We start from the raw sequence: 19,342 nt of genomic DNA, 5'->3' as shown, positions 1-19,342 counted from the left end.
CCGTCCGCGATCCGGGATGAGCCCTGCCCAAAGCCGCTTCCCTCGACGGGAGTTCGGCCCTCACCAGGCGACCGGCAGCTCCAACGGGTAGCGCCAGATCGAGTTGGTGTTCCAGGGCACCTCGTCCTCCGCCACGGCCAGCTTCAGGCCGGGGAAGCGGTCCAGCAGGGTGCCGATCGCGACCTCGAACTCCAGGGAGGCCAGCGGGGCGCCGAGACAGTGGTGACCTCCCCAGCCGAAGGTCATGTGCGGCTGCGAGGGCCGCTCCAGGTCCAGCTCGTCGGGCCGCTCGAACCTGTCCCCGTCCCGGTTGGCGGCCAGGTAGGAGACGTGCACGAAGTCGCCGGCGCGGATCCTCACCCCACCCAGCTCCACGTCCTCCAGAGCGACCCGCGGAATGCCGACGCCCTTGCGGAACGGGATGTAGCGCAGCAGCTCCTCGATCGCCTGCGCGCGCTTCTCCGGCCGGTCGCGCAGCACGGAGAGCACCTCGGGCCGGGTGAGCATGGTGTACGAGATGTTCCCGATCTCGTACGTGGTGGTGTCCTGGCCGGTGATGAGCAACACCATGGCCATGACGGTCAGTTCGTCGTCGTCGAGGATCTCGTCCCCGTCACGGGCCGTGGCCAGGGTGCTGATCAGGTCGTCCCCGGGGTTCGCCCGTCGCTCCGCGGTCACCTCGGCGAAATAGGCGCGCAGCTCGGCCTTGGCCCGGATGGCGTCCTCCTTGCCCGCGGCGCCCATGCGCATCATCGTCCAGGCGTGGGAGCGCAGCGTGGGACGGTCCGACTCCGGAATGTCGAGGACCTCGCAGATCGTCGTCATGGGCAGCGGCTGCGCGAGGTGCTTGAACAGGTCGGCGGGCGGGCCGTGCTCCGCCATCCGGTCCAGCAGCTCGTTCACCACGTGCTGGGTGCGCTCCCGCATGCGCTCCACATGGCGCGGCGCGAAGCCCTTGGAGACCAGGCTGCGCAGCCGGCTGCTGGCGGGCGGGTCCATCACGTTGATCGCTTCGGGCTGCACGATGGGCTCCGGCGTCAGCCGCGGGTAGTCCCGGCCCACGACCGCGTTCCGGCTGAACCGGCGGTCGGTGGTGACCGTCCGCACGTCCTCGTACCGGGTGACCAGCCATGCCTCGCCGTCGCCGTACGGCAGCCGGATGCGGGCGATGGGGCCCTCCTCCATCAGCTGCCGCAGCGTGGGGTCGAACTCCAGCCCCTGGGCGAAGTCGAAGGGGCAGGTCGTGACGTCGGGTTTCATGACGGGTGCTCCAAACTAGGCGGGTACGCGGCGGGTACGGCGGTACGGGGTGCGGTACGGCACGGCTACGGGCGCGACGCGGGAGCCGCCGCCTCAGCGGTGGCCGTTCTCCTGCCAGGTGCCGATCGTCATCTCGGCGGTGATCCCCGGCCCGAAGCCCGCGATGATGCCGCGCGCGGAGTGCTTCATCGAGCCCTCCTCGAAGAGCCGGTCCAGCGCGTCCAGCACCAGCGCGCTGGCGATGTTGCCGTACTCGGTCAGCGTCGCCTTGCTGTGCCGGAACACCTCCGGCGGCACGTCCAGGAACTTGACCAGGTCGTCCAGGAGCCGGGGGCCGCCCGCGTGCACGATGTAGAAGTCCAGCCCGGAGGCGTCCCAGCCATGGCCTTCCATCAACTCCCGCAGCACCGGGGCGAGCTGCTCCATCGTCCCCGGCACCCGCTTGTCCAACTGGAAGTGGAAGCCGGTGGCCTTGATCGCGTAGCTGATCCAGTCCTCGGTCCCCGGCACCAGGTGCGAGCCGTTCCGCTCCAGCCGGATCCCGCTCCCGGTCTCCCCACCCTTGATGACCGCCGCCGCGATGCCGTCGCCGAACAGCCCGTCCGACAGCAGCTGCCCGATGCCCACGTCCGTCGGCTGGTAGCACAGCGAGCAGAACTCACACGCCACGATCAGCGCGTTCTTGTCCGGGTAGGCCATGCAGAAGTCATGTGCCCGATTGATCGCCGCCCCACCGGCGGCACAGCCCATCTGCGCGATGGGCAGCTGTCGCGTCACCGGCTTGAAGTCCATCGCGTTGATCAACCACGCCGTCATCGACGGCATCATGAAGCCGGTACACGAGACGTAGACGATCAGGTCGATGTCCTCCGTCTCCAGCTCCGCGTTGGCCAGCGCCTGCCGGATCACGTCCGGCACCCGCTTCTTCGCGTGCTCCTCGTACAACCGGTTCCGGGTCTCGAAACCCGGGTGCTCCAGGGTCTCGGCCATCGGCCGGATGATGTGACGCTCACACACCCCCGTGTGCTCGATGAGCCGCAGTACCAGCGGTAGATGCGGATGGTCCGCATGTATTCGACTGGCCAGTTCGAGGGTTTCGTCCAGGGTGACGACGTGCTCCGGCACCGCCACCGCTGGCCTGCACAAGACCGCCACGGTTCGCATCCTTCGCGCCTGGCCAAGGGCATGTCCCCTGGGCTGTAACCCGATGGCACCACGGCCTCGGGCGGCCCGCCTGCGGTGTACGTCCGTACGAGCGACCCCGCCGACCGCACCGCCCGGAAGGGCAGTGCCTTGCGCACTGCCCTGCGCACTGCCTTCCGGCGACGCACCGCGGGGCGGCATTCAGCCCTGCCGGGTGCGGCTTTCGTCTCGCGCCTGCGGCGCAGAACGGGCAGCAGCGGCGAGGAACGAGGCGGGCTCAGCACCATCGCCGCCCGGCGGCCCGGTGGAAGGTGACGGCACCCACCGGCAGCGGCACGGCACCGGTGCCCGAGATCGCCCGTCTGATCCATCTCATCCGCTGATCCGCGACGACTGCGGTACCCCTTCTCAGAATCGCTTAACTGGATACTTGCTCTTGGTCAAGCAACTCTGAGGGGGTGTTCTGAGTCCGGCGGAAACCGGAAGCTCCCCCGCCGCCCCGCCCTGCCTCTCATCCACCGGTCACCGAGCACCACCCCGCAGCCGGCGATGGTGCTGAGCCCGCCCCTCCCCCTCCGCTGCTGCCCGCTCTGCGCCGGAGGCGCGAGACGATACGTGCACCCGGCCGATCCGCATGCCGCCCAACGCCGCTGAGCCGCCCCACGCATTCCGGCCACAACGCGATGGCTCGACAACCCGTGCCCCGTGCCCGTGCCATCATTCGGGGGCTGTTGCGCCAAGGGAAGAGGGGGGAACCTTGTCCTACGACGGAGATCCAGCCATAGCCGAGGCAGGGTCCGGGCAGATGCAGTTGAACCACGCCGACGGTGTCTCCCACGAAGGCCAGTCGACCACGTCTGATGATGGATTCACGGCGAATGCCGCTTCCATCAACGGAAGCTCGCACCTGCTCGTCGAGATCGCTGGCCTGCTCTACGAAGGCCGAATGGACGGCGAGAACGCGACATTGTGCCGTGTGCCGCGGTCGCACTACGAGATAGCCGGAACCGTCTGGTCGTTCGCCGACTTCGCCAAGGACCAGTACGAGGACATGGTGCTACTGCTGGCGGCGCTCTCCACGAAGCTGTCCGCAGCCGGCAACGACTACACCGAGACCGACCTCGCTGCCCGCAAGAGCATGGAGGCGATCCTCAAACACGGCCGTCTCGTCGCCTCCGAGGATCGGTGATCCGCTGTGGCATACCGTGAATCAGTGGAGTTTCTTGAGCACTCCAATCCAGTCCTCATCGAGCGCAACAGCCAGGAGTTCCGGCGACTCCACGACCTGATCGAGTCCACCGACAGCGCCTTCCTGAAGGCCGAAGGGACCGACTGGCGCAGCGAGGCCAAGGACCTCTACGTCCATCGGCTCAAGGAGGCCAAGGACCTCGCCGACGCCTTGTCGCAGGGCTTCCGCAAGGTGGCCACGGCCCTGGCGACCTACGCCGACGCCGTCGCCCAGGAGCACTACACGAGCGGCAAGACCACCGAAGCGAAACTCGTCGAGATCATGCCCGGCGAAGCCGACGGAGCCAGCGAGCCGCTGCGCCAGTGGGAGGCGGTACGGGACTCCGAGGATGCCTGGCGGTGGCTTGAGATCGGAGGCATAGCCGGCGAGGTCCGGGAGAAAGCCGCCACCTACTACAGCCAGACCAAGACGCACTACGGCGACGCCCTGCGCGTGGAGTCCGAAGCGCGCAGCACCTGCGTGGCAGCGGTCAAGGCGGCCAAGCGGGACCTGCCCGACTTCCGGGGCGACTTCGGCGACTCGGAGCAGATCCTGAAGGGCCTGGGCATCCTGCGCGGCGAGGCGAAGGAGGCAAGCCGCGACCCGAACGTGCAGCTGTCCGGCTCGGGCACCAAGACGGACTACTTCCCCATGGACAACCAGAACAAGGGGGTCAACGAGAAGCTGTACCAGATCCAGATGCGGGTGGCCGGGCTACCGGAGGCACAGGGTCACTACCTCATGTGGCGGTCGGATTCCGACGACAACCGTCGTGACTACATCTCCGGCAACAAAGCGCTCATCCAGGCTGCCGCGCAGGACTCGGGACTTCCGCCTGAGATGCTCGCCGGCATCGCTTGGCAGGAAGTTGAAGGACAACCCTCCTGGCTAGACGCTCAGGTATTCAAGTGGCGTGCCCTGTATCCCGAAATTCCCGGCGACGCGGACAAGACCTCAGTGGGGCCCATAGCCATCCAGGTCCGACGTGCCGCCGAGGTGCTGGGCTACGACCCCACCGACATGAGTGAGCAGGAACGGGTCCAGGTCTACAAGGCGGCTCGTGACCCGGCACAGAACATATTCATCGCCGCCGAGTACCTGGCCCAACTCAAAGCGGAAAGCCCGTACGCCGACGTTCCACCGAACGAGATGACCCGCGAGCAGATGCAGGATCTCGCCGCGCGCTACAACGGCGGCCCTTACTACGCCGGCGATGACGCCCAAGCCTACGGTCGGGGCTTCAACAGCAAACTGGACCAAGCCAAGGGCGCCCTGAAATGAGCAACGGCAGCACGGAGAGGCCGCACACCCGCCCAGCCCGGACCAGTCACGCCTGGCTCCGCACGGCGGTATGCATCGCCATCCTCATTCCTTGTAACCTCGTGATCGGCTACTTCACCTTCGTCGCATACGAGGTCGAGCCATCCGGACCGTGGGACAAAGAAGCCGTCTTCCATTCCCAGCTCGCCTCGGGCATGGCGCTTGGGGCCTGCGTGCTGCTCTCGCTTCCCACTCTGTTCTTCACCGCGACGGGCTGGCTGCGTGCGTGGTGGTGCGCGATTCCCGGGCTGATGGCCGTCGCCGCCGTACTACGACTCACGCTCCTCGCCCCCACGGTGTAAGCGTCTAAGAAGGAGTTCCCACACGGTGGAGGCGCCCTGGACCGTACGGTCGTTCCGGTCGACCCGGTGGCCGGTCGGGACGGACGCGTTCCTCCGGTATGAGCGGTGGCCGGCGAGACACGACCGGCCGGGCCAGGACGCCTTGCTCCTGGCCCGGCCGGTCATGATGTGACGGGATCAGCCCCAGGTGATGAGCCGCTTCGGGTTCTCCAGGATGGCCGCCGTGTCGGCGAGGACCTTGGAGCCCAGTTCGCCGTCGACCAGGCGGTGGTCGAAGGAGAGGGCGAGGGTGGTCACCTGGCGCGGCTTGACCTTGCCCTTGTGGACCCACGGTTGGAGCTTGATGGCTCCGACAGCGAGGATCGCCGACTCGCCGGGGTTGAGGATGGGGGTGCCGGTGTCGACGCCGAAGACGCCGACGTTGGTGATGGTGACCGTGCCGCCGGACATGTCCGCCGGGCTGGTCTTGCCCTCGCGGGCGGTCGCGACCAGGTCGGCCAGGGCCGTCGCCAGCTCGGGGAGGGTCTTGGCGCCCGCGTCCTTGATGTTCGGGACGATCAGACCGCGCGGCGTGGCGGCCGCGATGCCGAGGTTGACGTAGTCCTTGTAGACGATCTCCTGCGCGGCCTCGTCCCAGGCGGCGCTGATCTCCGGGTTGCGCCGGATGGCGAGCAGCAGCGCCTTGGCGACCAGCAGCAGCGGGTTGATGCGCAGCCCGGCCAGGTCCGGGTCCTGCTTGAGCTCCGCCACGAGCTTCATGGTGCGGGTGACGTCGACGGTGATGAACTCCGTGACGTGCGGGGCGGTGAAGGCGCTGGCGACCATCGCCTGGGCGGTGGCCTTCCGTACGCCCTTGACGGGGACGCGACGCTCGCGGGCGCCGGCCGGGACCTCCGCGACGGGCTCCGCCACCGGCTCGGCGACCGGGGCCACGGGCGCGGCCGCCTTGTGGACGTCCTCGCGGGTGATGGTGCCGTCCGGGCCGGTCGGGGTGACCGTGGTCAGGTCGATGCCCAGGTCCTTGGCGAGCTTGCGGACCGGGGGCTTGGCCAGCGGCCGGGCGGTGGTGGGGGCCGCGAAGGCGGAGGCGGTCGGCAACGGCACGCCGACATGGCCGTTGAGCTCCCCCTGGAGGGCCGCCGCCGCGGGGTTCGGCTGCGCCGGGACCGGCTGGCCCGGGCGCGGCTTGCGCGGGCGGCGCTTGGTGGAGGACGGGGCGGCGCCGTAGCCGACGAGCACCGCCTGACGGCCCTGGGGCTCCTCGTCCTCGGTGGAGGGGGTGGAAGCGGTGGAGGCGGCGGCCGCGGGGGCCGGTGCCGGCTCGCCCTCGGACGCCCCCGTGTCCACGGTGATGATCACCGTACCGACGTCCACCGTGACGCCCTCGCCGAAGCGCAGCTCGTGCACCACGCCGTCGTAGGGGATGGGCAGTTCGACGGCGGCCTTGGCGGTCTCGACCTCGCAGACCACCTGACCGTCCGACACCGTGTCGCCCGGGGCGACGTACCACTTGAGGATCTCGGCCTCGGTGAGCCCCTCGCCCACGTCGGGCATCTTGAACTCGCGGAAGCGCTGATCGGTTGCAGCCATGGTCACGACTCTCCTCAAGCCCTTCAGTACGCCAGCGCGCGGTCGACGGCGTCGAGTACTCGGTCCAGTCCCGGAAGGTACTCGTCCTCGAGTCGGGACGGCGGGTACGGGGCGTGGAAGCCGCCAACCCGCAGCACCGGGGCCTCCAGGTGGTAGAAGCACCGCTCGGTGATCCGAGCGGCGATCTCCGAGCCCGTGCCCAGGAAGACCGGAGCCTCGTGCACCACCACCAGCCTGCCGGTCTTCTCGACCGATCGCTGGATGCTGTCGAAGTCGATCGGCGACATGGACCGCAGGTCCAGCACCTCGATCGACTTGCCCTCCTCGGCGGCGGCCGCGGCGGCGTCCAGGCAGACCTTCACCATCGGGCCGTAGGCCGCCAGCGTCAGGTCGGCGCCCTCGCGCGCCACCCGCGCCGCGTGCAGCGGGTCGGGGATGGCGGAGACGTCGACCTCGGACTTGTCGTGATAGCGGCGCTTGGGCTCGAAGTAGATCACCGGGTCGTCGCTCTGGATGGCCTGCTGGAGCATCCAGTAGGCGTCCGAGGCGTTCGACGGGGAGACCACCTTCAGGCCCGCGACGTGCGCGAACAGGGCCTCGGGAGACTCGCTGTGGTGCTCGACGGCGCCGATGGCACCGCCGTAGGGAATGCGGATGACGACCGGCAGCTTGACCTTGCCGAGCGCACGGGCGTGCATCTTCGCCAGCTGCGTGACGATCTGGTCGTACGCGGGGAAGACGAAGCCGTCGAACTGGATCTCGGCGACGGGGCGGTAGCCGCGCAGCGCCAGACCGATGGCGGTGCCGATGATGCCGGACTCGGCCAGCGGGGTGTCGATGACACGGTCCTCGCCGAAGTCCTTCTGCAGACCGTCGGTGATCCGGAAGACGCCGCCGAGCTTGCCGACGTCCTCACCCATGATCAGGACCTTGGGGTCGTTCTCCAGCGCGGTGCGCAGCGACGCGTTGATCGCCTTGGAGAGCGACATCTTCTCGCCGGCCATGTCAGTTGCCCTCCTCGGTCACGAACGAAGCCTGGTACTCGGCGTAGGCGGCGCGCTCCTCGTCCACCAGGGCGTGACCGTCGGCGTAGATGTGGTCGAACATGGCCATGTCCTCCGGGTCCGGCATGGACCGCACGGCCTCCCGGACCCGCTTGGCGAGCGCGTCGGCCTCGGCCTCGACCTCGGCGAAGTACGCCTCGTCCGCGTGGCCCTCCTCGGTGAGCAGGGTGCGCAGCCGCAGGATCGGGTCCTTGGCCTCCCACAGCTCCCGCTCCTCGGAGGTGCGGTAGCGGGTGGGGTCGTCGGAGGTGGTGTGGGCGCCCATCCGGTAGGTGAACGCCTCGATCAGCATCGGCCCCTGGCCGGTGCGGGCCCGCTCCAGGGCGGCCCTGGTGACCGCGAGGCAGGCCAGGACGTCGTTGCCGTCGACCCGGACGCCGGGGAAGCCGAAGCCCTGGGCGCGCTGGTAGAGCGGAACGCGGGTCTGCCGCTCGGTGGGCTCGGAGATGGCCCACTGGTTGTTCTGGCAGAAGAACACGACCGGCGCGTTGTAGACCGCGGAGAAGGTGAACGCCTCGGCCACATCACCCTGGCTGGAGGCACCGTCGCCGAAATACGCGATGACGGCGGAGTCCGCGCCGTCCTTCGCCACACCCATCGCGTATCCGGTCGCGTGCAGCGTCTGCGAACCGATCACGATGGTGTAGAGGTGGAAGTTGTTGCTGTTGGGGTCCCAGCCGCCGTGGTTCACGCCGCGGAACATGCCCAGCAGATTGGTCGGGTCGACCCCCCGACACCAGGCGACGCCGTGTTCGCGGTAGGTCGGGAAGACGTAGTCGTCGTCGCGCAGCGCACGGCCGGAGCCGATCTGCGCGGCCTCCTGGCCCAGCAGCGAGGCCCACAGGCCCAGCTCGCCCTGGCGCTGGAGGGTGGTGGCCTCGCCGTCGAAACGGCGGGTGAGCACCATGTCCCGGTACAGCCCGCGCAGCTCTTCGGCGGTCAGGTCGATGGAGTAGTCCGGGTGCTCGACCCGCTTGCCTTCGGGGGTCAGCAGCTGGACGAGCTGGGGTTCGTCCGCCGGGCGTTGCTTGGCGCTGCTGGCGCGCTTGCTGCTGCTGCGGCGTGGCTTGCGCGCGGCAGGGCTGTCCACGGTCACGTGTGCTCCTCCGTCTGTCCGGCCTCCGGGTTCGCCGGTGGCCTTGGTGTCCCCCCGGTCGAAGACTGGGGGAGGCTCGCCTGTGGGCCCGCGGCGCACGGGGTGGGTGCGTCGTGGTCCGACGAGGCGCGACAGGTGTCCCGGCGGTTGGCCCGCAAAAAGCACGTTACCCAGTGCGTCGCATCTCTGCGAAACCCCCTCTGACCTGCAATTTTGCTTGGATTTCCAAGTAAATCGACAGCCGTCGGGAACATGCACTGGTCACGGCCCCACAGGACGCCGGAACAGCGGCACGTTATCCCGCAGGACAAGAGCAAGGGAAGACTTTGTGTGTGAGACTGGATTCCGTGCGCGAAGAAGGAAAAATCACGGTATTTCTGCTCGATGACCATGAAGTAGTCCGGCGTGGCGTGCACGAGCTCCTGGCCGTGGAACCGGACATCGAGGTGGTCGGAGAGGCCGGTACCGCGGCGGACGCGCTCGCCCGCATCCCGGCCGCCCACCCCGATGTCGCCGTACTGGACGTTCGCCTGCCGGACGGCAGCGGCGTCGAGGTCTGCCGTGAGGTCCGCTCGCGTGACGACTCCATCAAGTGCCTCATGCTCACCTCCTTCGCGGACGACGAGGCCCTGTTCGACGCGATCATGGCGGGCGCCTCGGGCTATGTCCTCAAGGCCATCCGCGGCAGCGAACTGCTCTCCGCCGTACGGGACGTGGCCGCCGGGAAGTCGCTGCTGGACCCGGTCGCCACCGCGCGCGTCCTGGAGCGGCTGCGGGACGGGACCAGCCCCAAGGGCGACGAGCGGCTGGCCGCCCTCACCGAGCAGGAGCGCCGGATCCTCGACCTGATCGGCGAGGGCCTCACCAACCGCGCCATCGGCGAGCGGCTCCACCTCGCGGAGAAGACCATCAAGAACTACGTCTCCAGCCTGCTGTCGAAGCTGGGCATGGAGCGGCGCTCCCAGGCCGCGGCCTACGTCGCCCGCCTCCAGGCCTCCGGACCGTCCCGGGAGGGCCGGAGACCTGGAGAGGGCGGCAAGGCCGGCTGAAGGACCGCGAGCGGCCCGGCCGAGCCCCCGGGCCCGGCGGGACGACCGAGCGCCCGATCAGGAATGCCCGACCGAGGCGGTGGGCCGGGACAGCGCGCGGACGGACGGGAGGGCCGAGCGGTGAGACGTCCAAAATGTGCCCCATCGGGTGATAGCGCACGCCTCCGTTCGGGGGAGTTAAGGACCGGAGCGTCCCGGCACGTCCCAGCCCGTGGCCTTTCCGCCGCAATCGGGACCTACGGCCCCACCGGAGAGGGGCCGCCGCCCCTATCGAAGGGCGGCGGCGTGCCGCGAAGGTGGGGGCCATGCCTCCCGATGCCACCGTCGACCACCGCGCCATGGCGCTGCTGGCCCGCAGCCCGTACGGGCGGCTCTCGGTCAGCATGGGGGCGCTACCGTCCGTCACCGTGACACGGCACATCGTCATCGACGACGAGGTGGTGCTGCGGATGCACCGCGGGCACGGATACCACCGCGCGTGCGACGGCCATGTGGTGGCGTACGGGGTGGACACCGTTGACGCGGGCGAGGACGAGTTCTGGAGCGTGCAGTGCGTCGGCACCGCACGCGTGAGCACCCCGGCACCGGCGGAGTTGGAACGCTTCGGCGCGGCCCCGCGGACCGCCGACGGCGCCCCCTTCGAGCCGGTCTATCTCCGGGTCCGGCCACGGTTCATGACCGTCCATCACATCGCAGGCGTGCCCAACCGTCAACCCCGGCAACCCGGATGACCCGGGTGATTTAACATCTGGCGCGTGCCGCGCTCACATGTCACCCTCGCCGAGACCACCGCTTCTCCCGACGGGGCGACACTGAACGCCCTGCTGCGCCGCTACGAATCCACACTCATCGGGGAGTTGCTGTCCTGCGAACCGCTCACGCAGGGCCTGCTCAACCGCGGGTACCACCTCACCACCACCCGCGGCCGGTTCTTCCTCAAACACCATCTCGACGGCGACCGGACCGCCCTCGCCCGACAACACCGCGTCACCCGCCGGCTGGGCGCGCGCGGACTGCCGGTGGCGCCGCCGATCGCCGACGTCGACGGCGCCACGGTCTCGGTCCTCGACGGGCGCTGCTACGCCCTGCACCCGTGGGTGGAGGGGCGCCACCGGGACGGCGCCGAACTCAACCGCGCCCAGTCGTGGCGGCTGGGCGCCCTGCTCGGGCTGGTCCACACCTGCCTGGAAGAGGTCATCGACCCGCGGACGCCCGCGCCCCGCGACGCCTCGCACGCCCCGGACGTCACCGGCGCCGACCCGGAGCACACCTTCGCCCTCATCGACCAGCTGTTGGCCCTCGCCCGCGCCCGCCGCTCCCGCGACGCCTTCGACGAACTGGCCGAACACCGGCTGCTCGAACGCCGCGCCCTGCTGGAACGGCACGCCCACCGCCGCCCGGAAGCGAGCACCGTCCCCGCCACCGGCTGGGTGCACGGCGACTTCCACCCGCTCAACCTGCTCTACCGGGACGCCGAGCCCGCCGCGATCGTCGACTGGGACCGGCTGGGCGTACAGCCGCGCGCGGAGGAGGCGGTACGGGCCGCCGCCATCTTCTTCGTGCGCCCCTGCGGCACCCTGGAGCTGTCGAAGGTGCGCCCGTACGCGCGGGCCTACCGCTGCGCCATCGGCGCCGGACAGGACGAACTCGCCGCCGCCGTGCACCGCGTGTGGTGGGAGCGCCTCAACGACTTCTGGATGCTGCGCTGGCACTACCAGCTCGGCGACCACCGCGCGGACCCCCAGTTCCCCGCCGCGGCGGCCCTGGCGGTGTGGTGGACCCGCGAATACGACGCCGTACGCGAGGCGTTCGTCGCCTGACCCGGTGCCGTGGAGGTCCCGGGCGGGTGGCCGGGCCACGCGGCAGCCCGTACGGCCGCCGGAGCGGGCGTACCGGCCCCGAGGGCATGTGTGCGGCCGAGACGGCCGAGACGTACGGGTGCGGCCGGGCGGCCACGGACGGCGGGAAGGCCACCGCCCCTGCCGCCGCCACTGCCGTCTCCCGGCGCTGCCGCTGCCGCTGCCACAAACGGCCGCGGGAACACGTACGCCCCGCGCGGGGCGTGGAGAGCCCCCGCGCGGGGCGTACGGACAGCTCGTGGCCTCGGGGCCGGTCAGCCGTCCACGGGGTCCTCGCCGCCGCCCGTGGGCGGCTCCGGGTCCGTGGGCGGGCTCTCCCCGCCACCGCCGCTGTCGTCGCCCGTCGGGACCGTCGGCGGCGGCGTGGTGACCGGATCCGACGGCACGTCGGTCGGGGCGGTCGTCACGCCGCCGCTCGGCTCACCGCTGGGCACGCCGGTCGGGCCGGGGCTGTAGGTGTTGGTCGGCCTGTTGCCCGTCGGCCAGTTCCCGCCGCCGCCACCCGTCTGCGGGGCGCCGGTGTTGTTGTCCGGCACATCGCCGCCGCCCGGGATCCCGGTGTCGGGCGGGGCCGTCGTCGGCTTCTTGCTCGGCTCCTCGGACTTCGGATCCTTGCTGGAGCTCTGGCTCTGCTTGGGCTTGGTCGGCGTTTCCTTGTCGTTGCCACTGAGCTTCATCGCGAAGGCGACGCCGGCCGCGATCGCGATGACGGCGAGCACCGCCAGCAGCCACACCCGGCGGCGGCCGCCCCCGCCGGAGGGCCGCGAGCCGCCGTCGAAGCCGCCGTCGTCGTCGCGGTAGCCGCCGGTCAGCAGCGGCTGCTGGGAGGTGTCGCCGTGGCCGGGGTGCGGCAGGGCGGTGGTGCTCGGCATGCCCATGGCCGGGGTGGAGGCGCCGAGGTGCTGGGTGACCGGACCGGTGTTCCAGGTGCCGGTGTGGCCGCCGGCCTCCTGGAGCATCTGCAGCGCGTACTGCACCAGCCCGCGCATCTCCTCGGCGCTCTGGAACCGGTCGTCCGGGTCCTTGGCCAGGGCGCGCATCACCATGCCGTCCAGCTCCGGCGGCACCGCGCCGCCGGAGACCTCCGAGGGCGGCACCGGGATGTCCTGGACGTGCTGGTAGACGACGGAGAGCGGGGTCTCGCCGACGAACGGCGGGCGCTGCGCCAGCAGCTCGTACAGCAGACAGCCGGTGGCGTAGAGGTCCGAGCGGTGGTCGACGGCCTTGCCCAGCGCCTGCTCCGGCGAGAGGTACTGGGGGGTGCCCATGACCATGCCGGTCTGGGTCATGGTGGTGGACGCCCCGTGCAGCGCGCGGGCGATGCCGAAGTCCATGACCTTGACCGCGCCGCTGTTGGTGATGATCACGTTCGCGGGCTTGATGTCGCGGTGCACGATGCCGTGCTGGTGGCTGTAGGCCAGCGCCTCCAGCACCCCGGAGACGATGATCAGCGCCTGGTCCGGCGGCGGCGCGTCCGCGTTGAGCAGCAGATCGCGGATGGTGTGGCCCTCGACCAGTTCCATCACGATGTAGGGGACGGTCTGCTGGCCGACCACGTCCTCGCCGGAGTCGTAGACGGCGACCACGGCGTGGTGGTTCAGACCGGCGACCGACTGCGCCTCGCGCGTGAAGCGGGCCTTGGAGACCGGGTCCTCGGCGAGGTCGGCGCGGAGCAGCTTCACCGCGACGGTGCGGCCCAACCGGACGTCCTCGGCGGCGAACACCTCCGCCATGCCGCCGCGGCCGAGGCGGCCGGTGAGGCGGTAGCGGCCGTCACCGACCAGTCCGCCGTTGCCCCACAACTCTGCAGAATCCGACATTCCGGACGTCCCGTTGGCGTCAGGTTCGGAGGGCCCCTGGGCGCTCTGGGTCTGTGCCATCGGTCCTCGCCGTCGTGGTCTGTCCGCTCGCGCGGGCGGTTACGGTGCGTACGGTGCGCGCTGATTGCTCTGATAGTGAACGCTACAGGCTCCGCGGGGTGCACCGGTCCGTGATGGACCGGTCATCAAACCCGTTGAGGTCGAAGCGACGCAAATCACGTGACGGCTTCTTGCGCATCCGGTCACGGAACGGGCACTCGGCTTGACGTGTCCGTGGCCTGGGGCAGACTTGGCCAAGATATCGAGTCATCTAGATCAAGACACGCCGATCCAAGCGCGGGTTTCAGCGTCGGGGCAGGGCGCCGAGGGGGAAGTAAGAACGATGAGCCAGCATGGCGCTTCGGGCCGCTACGCGGGCCAGTCGATCGGCGGGGGTCGTTACCAGCTGCAGGATCTGCTGGGTGAAGGCGGCATGGCCTCCGTGCACCTGGCGTACGACACCGCGCTGGATCGCCAGGTCGCCATCAAGACGCTCCACACCGAGCTGGGTCGGGAGGCGTCCTTCCGCGAGCGCTTCCGGCGCGAGGCGCAGGCGGTGGCCAAGCTCTCGCACACCAACATCGTCTCCGTCTTCGACACCGGCGAGGACGAGATCGACGGCGCGCTGATGCCGTACATCATCATGGAGTACGTCGAGGGCAAGCCGCTGCGCGCGGTGCTCGACGAGGACGTGCGGCAGTACGGCGCGATGCCCACCGACAAGGCGCTGAAGATCACCGGCGATGTGCTGGCGGCGCTCGAGGTCAGCCACGAGATGGGGCTGGTCCACCGCGACATCAAGCCCGGCAACGTGATGATGACCAAGCGCGGCGTCGTCAAGGTCATGGACTTCGGCATCGCCCGCGCCATGCAGTCCGGGGTCACCTCGATGACCCAGACCGGCATGGTGGTCGGCACCCCGCAGTACCTCTCCCCCGAGCAGGCCCTGGGCCGCGGCGTCGACGCCCGCAGCGACCTGTACTCGGTCGGCATCATGCTCTTCGAGCTGCTGACCGGACGGCTCCCCTTCGACGCGGACTCCCCGCTGGCCATCGCGTACGCGCATGTCCAGGAGGAGCCGGTCGCGCCGTCCACCATCAACCAGTCCATCCCCCCGGCGGTGGACGCGCTGATCGCGCGGGTACTGAAGAAGAACCCGAACGAGCGCTTCCCCACCGCCGAGGCGATGCGCGACGAGTGCGCCCGGGTCGGCCAGACCGGCGCCTCCCCGATCATCATCTCCGGCGGCCCGCCGGCGCAGAGCGGCGCCGGCCTGGGCGCGGCGGTCTTCCCGCCCGTGGACGCCCCCGCCGCGGGCGCGCACGGCGTCCAGACGCCGTACCAGGCGCCGCAGGGCCCCGCGGGACCCCAGGGGCCGGGGCAGCCCGGCTCCGGCCAGTACAGCGGCTTCGGCCCGTCGACCCCGGCGCCCCCCACGCACCAGCAGGGCTACGCGACGACCCCGACGCCCGCGTTCCAGGGCGGCGCCCACACCCCGCCCCCGTACAACGCCACGCCCACCCCGGTCCCCTCCGGCGGCGGCAACCGCGACAACGGCAACAAGCGGGTGATCATCGGTTCGGCGGTCGTCGCGGCGCTCGCCGTGATCGGCGTGATCGTCGCCATCGCGGTCAGCGGCGGGGGCAAGTCCGACGACGACCCGAAGGCGGACGACACCCACAGCAGCTCCTCCGCCCCGACGCCCTCCGACACCCCCTCGGGCTTCAACGCCGGCGAGGACGTCAAGACGAAGACCATCGACCCGGAGGAGTGCCAGAACGCCACCGAGGCGTACGACGAGGCGGGCGCCTACAACGTGCCGGACTTCCAGTACCTGTACGTCGACTCCGTGAAGGCGTGCATCAAGGCGGCGGGCTGGAAGTACAAGGTCGTCGAGGTCGACGAGAACGTCTTCGGCAAGGGCTCGATCATCAGCTACACGCACAAGGACGGCGACCCCTACAACCCGCAGACCGAGACGATCGAGCTGACCGTCTCGACCGGCAAGCCGGGGGCGTAACCCGCACGCGCGACGCCCCCGCGCGGCGAGAGCCGCGGGGGGCGGTCGGGGGCGGTCGGATCGCACTCGGTGGCGATCCGAAGATCAGCGGGGACTCGGCGGTGATCCGAAGATCAGCGGGGACTCGGCGGTGATCCGAAGATCAGCAGGGTCTGAAGATCAGCGGGACCTGAAGATCCCCGGGACCTGAAGATCAGAGGTACGGGCCGGAGCGCTCACCGCCGCGATGCTGGCCCCCGTCGGAGTCGTCTCCGCCGAGCACACCCGGCGGCAGCGCGCGGCGCATCTGCTCCAGCTGCGCGCGGGCGGCCATCTGCTGGGCGAAGAGCGCCGTCTGAATGCCGTGGAACAGCCCCTCCAGCCAGCCGACCAGCTGCGCCTGGGCGATCCGCAGCTCGGCCTCGGTCGGGATCGCCTCGTCCGTGAAGGGCAGCGAGAGGCGCTCCAGCTCCTCGATCAGCTCCGGCGCCAGGCCGTCCTCCAGCTCCTTCACCGAGCTGGAGTGGATCTCCTTCAGCCGGACCCGGCTGGCCTCGTCCAGAGGTGCCGCCCTGACCTCCTCCAGAAGCTGCTTGATCATGCTGCCGATGCGCATGACCTTCGCCGGCTGTTCGACCATGTCCGTCACGGGAACCTCGCGCGACTCGTCGTCATTGCTGCCGTCGCCAGGGGCGGCGCCGCCGAGGGCCATGCCGTCCGGGCCGACGACCAGGATGTGCGGGCTCTCCTGCGACCGTTCGTTCATCGGCTGGTTCATGTGCCCATTCTCTCGCACCCGTCTGTCACGGAGATGGTGCCCCCATCGCGGGCTGATCCACCTCCCCGGAGGCTACGGACACTCCAGCGCGGCGAGAGAGCCGGTCAGCCGGGCCTCGCACCCGTCCAGCCACCGGGCCTCCGCCTCGGCCTGGGCGATGAGCCGGTCGAGGACCAGCAGCCGGGCGATCCCGTCGCGCGTGGCGGGCCGCGCCGCGTCGGCCCGTAGCCGCGCGTAGTCCCGCAGGGCCCGCGCGGTGTGGCGGCGCTGCTCCTCGATGACCGCGCGGACGTCCACGTCCGGCGCCACGACGGCCATGGCCAGTTTGATGGCGAGTTCGTCACGCGGCGGGTGGGCGCGGTCGACCGGGGACTCGTACCAGTCGCGCAGCTCCGCCCGGCCGGCGTCGGTGATGGCGTAGAGCACGCGCCCCGCGGCGTCCACCCCGTCCTGGACGACCAGGCCATCGCGCTCCAGACGGCCCAGGGTCGTGTAGACCTGACCGACGTTCAGCGGCCAGGTCGTCGCGGTCCGCGCCTGGAACTCGGTCCGCAGTTGGGCGCCGTACCGGGTGCCGCTTTCGAGGAGGGCCAACAGTCCGTGGCGAATCGACATATCGCGTATGTATAGCCGCTCGGACGATGAACGGAATATCGGGGGGACAGGCGCGGGCGAGACGTCGCCGTGTGGGCTGGGCACGCATGGGCGGGACGTCGCCGCGCGGGCTGGACACGCGTGGGCGAGGTGTTGCCGCGCGGGCTGGACGTCGCCGCGCGGGCCGGGCACCCAGGGGCGAGGCGCTCGGGCGCGGACGGGACAGGCGGGGGCGAGGTGAGGCGCTCAGGAACGCCGGAGGCGGAGGCCCAGAAAGGCCAGGCCGAGGCCGGTGAGGGCCAGTCCGGTGCCCAGCGGAAGCACCCGCGTCACCCGCCCCGAGTGCACCGCCTGCTGTGTCCTTCCGTCCCACCCGGTCGCCGCCCCGTCCGGCGGCGCCGCGGTCCCGCCAGCCCCGGAGACATACGGCGGCGGGGCCGGATACGAGGTCGGGGCCGGCGAGGTCCAGGCCGGCACGATCAGCTGTCCGGGCTGCCGGGGGCGGGGCCGCTGCGCGTCGCGGGTGACGAGCGGGGGCCGCTCGCTGGGGCCGGGCGTCGGCGAGACCGTGGTCGAGGGGGACGCGGCGGCGGTGGCGGTGAGGGGGGCGCCGGCGGAAGGGGATGCCGGCCCGGAAGGGGAAGCCGGGCCGGGAGCGGGGGTGGGAGCGGGTGCGGGGTCCTGTGGGGCGGCACCGGCCGCCGGAGGTACGCCGCCCGGCACCTGGGGCTCGGCGGGGGCGTCGGGGCGCGCCGTCGCGGCCTTCCCGGCCGGGGGCGCCCACCCCGGCTCGGGGGCGGGCCAGCCGTCGAGCGCGGCTTCCTCGTCCGCGGCCTCCCCGTCCGCGGGCGCCGCCGCACCGTTCGCGGGGGTCGCCGGGTCCTCCCCGGGGGACGTCCGGTCGCTCGCGCCACGTCCGTCGTCGACGGCTACGCCCGCGTGGTCTCGGGGGTCCTCGTGCGCCAGCGCCGCGGGCCCGGTCAGGGCGCATACCGCGGTCAGCAGGGGGACCACCAGTCGTGAACCAAGCGCGGTAGCCACGGCCGTATCCCTCCCGTGCCGGCGCCGTCGAGTGACGGATTCAGCGTCACATGAGGGGAGGGATACGGCACCTCAGGCGGTCCGTCGGTGGGCGGCCCGGTCACACCCGTCGGCGAGCCCGGTCGAGCCCGTCGACGGGGCTGGTCATCGTGTCGTCGGTCGTAAGCCGTCGGTCAGCGGGTCAGCAGCACCTTCCCCACGTGCCCGCTCTCCTCCAGCACCGCGTGCGCCGCGGCCGCGTCCCGCAGCGGGAACGTCCCGTGCACGATCGGCCGCACCCGGCCGCCGCCGATCAGCGGCCAGACGTGCTCCCGCACGGCCGCCACGATCGCCGCCTTCTCCGACAGCGGGCGCCGCCGCAGCCCGGTGCCGGTCACGGCGCAGTTCTTGGCGAGCAGCGCGCCCAGGTTGAGCTCCGCGCGGGTGCCGCCCTGGAGGCCGATGATCACGAGCCGGCCGTTGACCGCGAGCGCGGAGACGTTCCGGTCGAGGTACTTCGCCCCCATGATGTCGAGGATGACATCGGCGCCGGCACCGTCGGTGGCCGCGCGGACCTCCTCGACGAAGTCCTGCGCGCGGTAGTCGATCAGGATGTCCGCGCCCAGCTCACGGCAGGCGGCCAGCTTCTCCGGGCCGCCGGCGGTGACCGCGACCCGCGCCCCGACCGCCTTCGCCAGCTGGATGGCCATGGTGCCGATGCCGCTGGCGCCGCCGTGCACCAACAGCGTCTCACCGGGCCGGAGATGGGCGATCATGAAGATGTTCGACCAGACGGTGCAGACGACTTCGGGCAGCGCGGCCGCCGTGACCAGGTCGACGCCGTTCGGAACGGGCAGCAACTGGCCCGCCGGCACGGCGACCTTCTCCGCGTAGCCGCCTCCCGTCAGCAGCGCGCACACCTCGTCGCCGACGGACCAGCCGGACACCCCGGGGCCGAGCGCCGCGATCCGGCCGGAGCACTCCAGACCCGGGTACGGGGAGGCGCCGGGCGGCGGTGGGTAGTGGCCCCGGCGTTGCAGCAGATCGGCGCGGTTGACGGCACTGGCCACGACCTCGACCAGGACTTCGCCCTCGCCGGGCACGGGGTCCGGGACCTCCGCCCACACGAGGGCCTCGGGGCCACCGGGTTCGGGAATGGTGATCGCATGCATGGCCGCGAG

Annotated in this window: 17 protein-coding genes; 7 read left to right on the top strand and 10 right to left on the bottom strand. The window is 70.9% G+C overall.

Annotated features, from left to right (window positions below; all coding sequences use genetic code 11):
- Nucleotides 1-60 precede the first annotated feature (60 nt).
- Both LRS74_RS16905 and LRS74_RS16900 read right to left on the bottom strand, forming a co-directional pair.
- Nucleotides 61-1,260, bottom strand: coding sequence for a cytochrome P450 (locus LRS74_RS16905; protein ID WP_277741775.1), 1,200 nt, complete (start codon nt 1,258-1,260; stop codon nt 61-63).
- Between the two features lie 93 nt (nt 1,261-1,353).
- Complete coding sequence (locus LRS74_RS16900) at nt 1,354-2,415, bottom strand: type III polyketide synthase (RefSeq protein WP_277741774.1); 1,062 nt, start codon at nt 2,413-2,415, stop codon at nt 1,354-1,356.
- Between the two features lie 793 nt (nt 2,416-3,208).
- On the opposite strand from LRS74_RS16900, the gene LRS74_RS16895 reads away from it, so the two are divergent.
- From LRS74_RS16895 to LRS74_RS16885, 3 genes are read left to right on the top strand one after another with little or no spacing between them, the layout of a single operon-like run.
- Complete coding sequence (locus tag LRS74_RS16895; RefSeq protein WP_277741773.1) at nt 3,209-3,592, top strand: hypothetical protein; 384 nt, start codon at nt 3,209-3,211, stop codon at nt 3,590-3,592.
- Nucleotides 3,593-3,616: 24 nt separating this feature from the next.
- Nucleotides 3,617-4,912 carry a hypothetical protein gene (locus tag LRS74_RS16890; protein WP_277741772.1) on the top strand — a complete coding sequence of 432 codons (1,296 nt, stop codon included), beginning with the start codon at nt 3,617-3,619 and terminating at the stop codon, nt 4,910-4,912.
- Complete coding sequence (locus tag LRS74_RS16885; RefSeq protein WP_277741771.1) at nt 4,909-5,253, top strand: hypothetical protein; 345 nt, start codon at nt 4,909-4,911, stop codon at nt 5,251-5,253. The genes LRS74_RS16890 and LRS74_RS16885 overlap by 4 nt, the downstream gene beginning before the upstream one ends.
- A 177-nt stretch (nt 5,254-5,430) precedes the next feature.
- On the opposite strand, the gene LRS74_RS16880 is transcribed toward LRS74_RS16885, so the two are convergent.
- Genes LRS74_RS16880 through pdhA form a run of 3 tightly spaced genes read right to left on the bottom strand, consistent with a single transcriptional unit; the run spans nt 5,431 to nt 9,003 of the window.
- Nucleotides 5,431-6,843, bottom strand: a complete 1,413-nt coding sequence (locus tag LRS74_RS16880; RefSeq protein ID WP_277741770.1) for a dihydrolipoamide acetyltransferase family protein — start codon at nt 6,841-6,843, stop codon at nt 5,431-5,433.
- A gap of 23 nt (nt 6,844-6,866) precedes the next feature.
- Nucleotides 6,867-7,847: an alpha-ketoacid dehydrogenase subunit beta gene (locus tag LRS74_RS16875; RefSeq protein ID WP_144383206.1), complete on the bottom strand. Its 981-nt coding sequence runs from the start codon at nt 7,845-7,847 to the stop codon at nt 6,867-6,869.
- Nucleotide 7,848: 1 nt separating this feature from the next.
- Nucleotides 7,849-9,003 (bottom strand): pyruvate dehydrogenase (acetyl-transferring) E1 component subunit alpha, encoded by a 1,155-nt coding sequence (pdhA, locus tag LRS74_RS16870; RefSeq protein ID WP_144383205.1) that lies wholly within the window; start codon nt 9,001-9,003, stop codon nt 7,849-7,851.
- A gap of 347 nt (nt 9,004-9,350) precedes the next feature.
- Between pdhA and LRS74_RS16865 the strand changes: the two genes are divergently transcribed.
- The 3 genes from LRS74_RS16865 to LRS74_RS16855 all read left to right on the top strand — a co-directional run bounded on the left by LRS74_RS16865 (nt 9,351) and on the right by LRS74_RS16855 (nt 11,872).
- Nucleotides 9,351-10,052 carry a response regulator transcription factor gene (locus tag LRS74_RS16865; protein WP_277741769.1) on the top strand — a complete coding sequence of 234 codons (702 nt, stop codon included), beginning with the start codon at nt 9,351-9,353 and terminating at the stop codon, nt 10,050-10,052.
- Nucleotides 10,053-10,357: 305 nt separating this feature from the next.
- Nucleotides 10,358-10,783 carry a pyridoxamine 5'-phosphate oxidase family protein gene (locus LRS74_RS16860; RefSeq protein WP_277741767.1) on the top strand — a complete coding sequence of 142 codons (426 nt, stop codon included), beginning with the start codon at nt 10,358-10,360 and terminating at the stop codon, nt 10,781-10,783.
- Between the two features lie 24 nt (nt 10,784-10,807).
- Complete coding sequence (locus LRS74_RS16855) at nt 10,808-11,872, top strand: phosphotransferase (protein WP_277741766.1); 1,065 nt, start codon at nt 10,808-10,810, stop codon at nt 11,870-11,872.
- A gap of 293 nt (nt 11,873-12,165) precedes the next feature.
- On the opposite strand, the gene LRS74_RS16850 is transcribed toward LRS74_RS16855, so the two are convergent.
- The gene (locus LRS74_RS16850; protein WP_277741765.1) at nt 12,166-13,791 is read right to left on the bottom strand and encodes a protein kinase; all 1,626 of its coding nucleotides are present in this window, start codon (nt 13,789-13,791) and stop codon (nt 12,166-12,168) included.
- Between the two features lie 322 nt (nt 13,792-14,113).
- Between LRS74_RS16850 and LRS74_RS16845 the strand changes: the two genes are divergently transcribed.
- Entirely contained in the window at nt 14,114-15,790 is a 1,677-nt protein-coding gene (locus tag LRS74_RS16845; protein ID WP_277741764.1) for a protein kinase, read from the top strand.
- Nucleotides 15,791-15,983: 193 nt separating this feature from the next.
- On the opposite strand, the gene LRS74_RS16840 is transcribed toward LRS74_RS16845, so the two are convergent.
- The 4 genes from LRS74_RS16840 to LRS74_RS16825 all read right to left on the bottom strand — a co-directional run bounded on the left by LRS74_RS16840 (nt 15,984) and on the right by LRS74_RS16825 (nt 19,333).
- Entirely contained in the window at nt 15,984-16,547 is a 564-nt protein-coding gene (locus LRS74_RS16840) for a bacterial proteasome activator family protein (RefSeq protein WP_277741763.1), read from the bottom strand.
- Between the two features lie 72 nt (nt 16,548-16,619).
- Nucleotides 16,620-17,162, bottom strand: coding sequence for a PadR family transcriptional regulator (locus LRS74_RS16835; protein WP_277741762.1), 543 nt, complete (start codon nt 17,160-17,162; stop codon nt 16,620-16,622).
- Between the two features lie 225 nt (nt 17,163-17,387).
- Nucleotides 17,388-18,182, bottom strand: coding sequence for a hypothetical protein (locus tag LRS74_RS16830; RefSeq protein ID WP_277741761.1), 795 nt, complete (start codon nt 18,180-18,182; stop codon nt 17,388-17,390).
- Nucleotides 18,183-18,355: 173 nt separating this feature from the next.
- Nucleotides 18,356-19,333, bottom strand: a complete 978-nt coding sequence (locus LRS74_RS16825; RefSeq protein ID WP_277741760.1) for an NAD(P)H-quinone oxidoreductase — start codon at nt 19,331-19,333, stop codon at nt 18,356-18,358.
- Nucleotides 19,334-19,342: the final 9 nt, after the last annotated feature.

Source organism: Streptomyces sp. LX-29, assembly GCF_029541745.1.
Taxonomy (GTDB): Bacteria; Actinomycetota; Actinomycetes; order Streptomycetales; family Streptomycetaceae; genus Streptomyces.
Note: the sequence above shows the minus strand (reverse complement) of the source record. Positions and strands in the feature narration are given on the sequence as shown.